Source organism: Enterobacter cloacae complex sp. P12RS (assembly GCF_014895875.1).
Lineage (GTDB): Bacteria > Pseudomonadota > Gammaproteobacteria > Enterobacterales > Enterobacteriaceae > Enterobacter > Enterobacter bugandensis.
Window position 1 is genome coordinate 1 of the sequence record NZ_JADBQO010000134.1, and the last position, 583, is coordinate 583.

Genomic DNA, 583 nt, shown 5'->3' on the forward strand with positions numbered 1-583 from the left:
TACTCTTGTTGTTGTCATCTAGCGCGCTGGCTGGAGACCCCGGTGGAATATCCTTACTTGTTAAGGCTTTGCCATCGGCTAGTCATTATAAATATGTCCTGGATGGTTTTTTTAGAAATTATTACGGTGTGGACAATCCTCGAACTCCTACGTGTGATCAAAAAGATTATGTCCCATATATTGATAATATGTATCTGAATACCCTTCCTAAAGGCATTGATGACAATATTTTAATAAAGTCTATAACAGACTCGTCGGCCAGAACTCAGATTGCTAAAATATTATCATCTTACTCTGACGATCAAATTTCCGGGTTTGATGGAGTTCTTTTTTATGCTGCTAACGATAATAAATTATTTATTTATACGTTTGATTCAAAATCTCCAGTTTATATTTTCAAAAATGAGTTGAATATTAATGATATTATTTATTTTAAGCTTTTGGGAAGGTCTATTTGCCAGTCTATAAACTCAAAAATACTCCCTCCTAGTCCTTGATGATATTGATGTAAGCAAATTTATTTCGATGCCATTTGTATTTTGATGCTATTTAATATCGGGGAGGGATTAGTGTGAGTATATAC

The 583-nt window shown here is 33.8% G+C and carries 1 protein-coding gene; it reads left to right on the plus strand.

Going from position 1 to position 583, the window contains the following annotated elements; translation table 11 throughout:
• Nucleotides 1–497 (plus strand): hypothetical protein (locus IM284_RS23260; RefSeq protein WP_193055985.1); only part of this gene is annotated, 497 nt, incomplete at its 5' end.
• Nucleotides 498–583 lie beyond the last annotated feature (86 nt).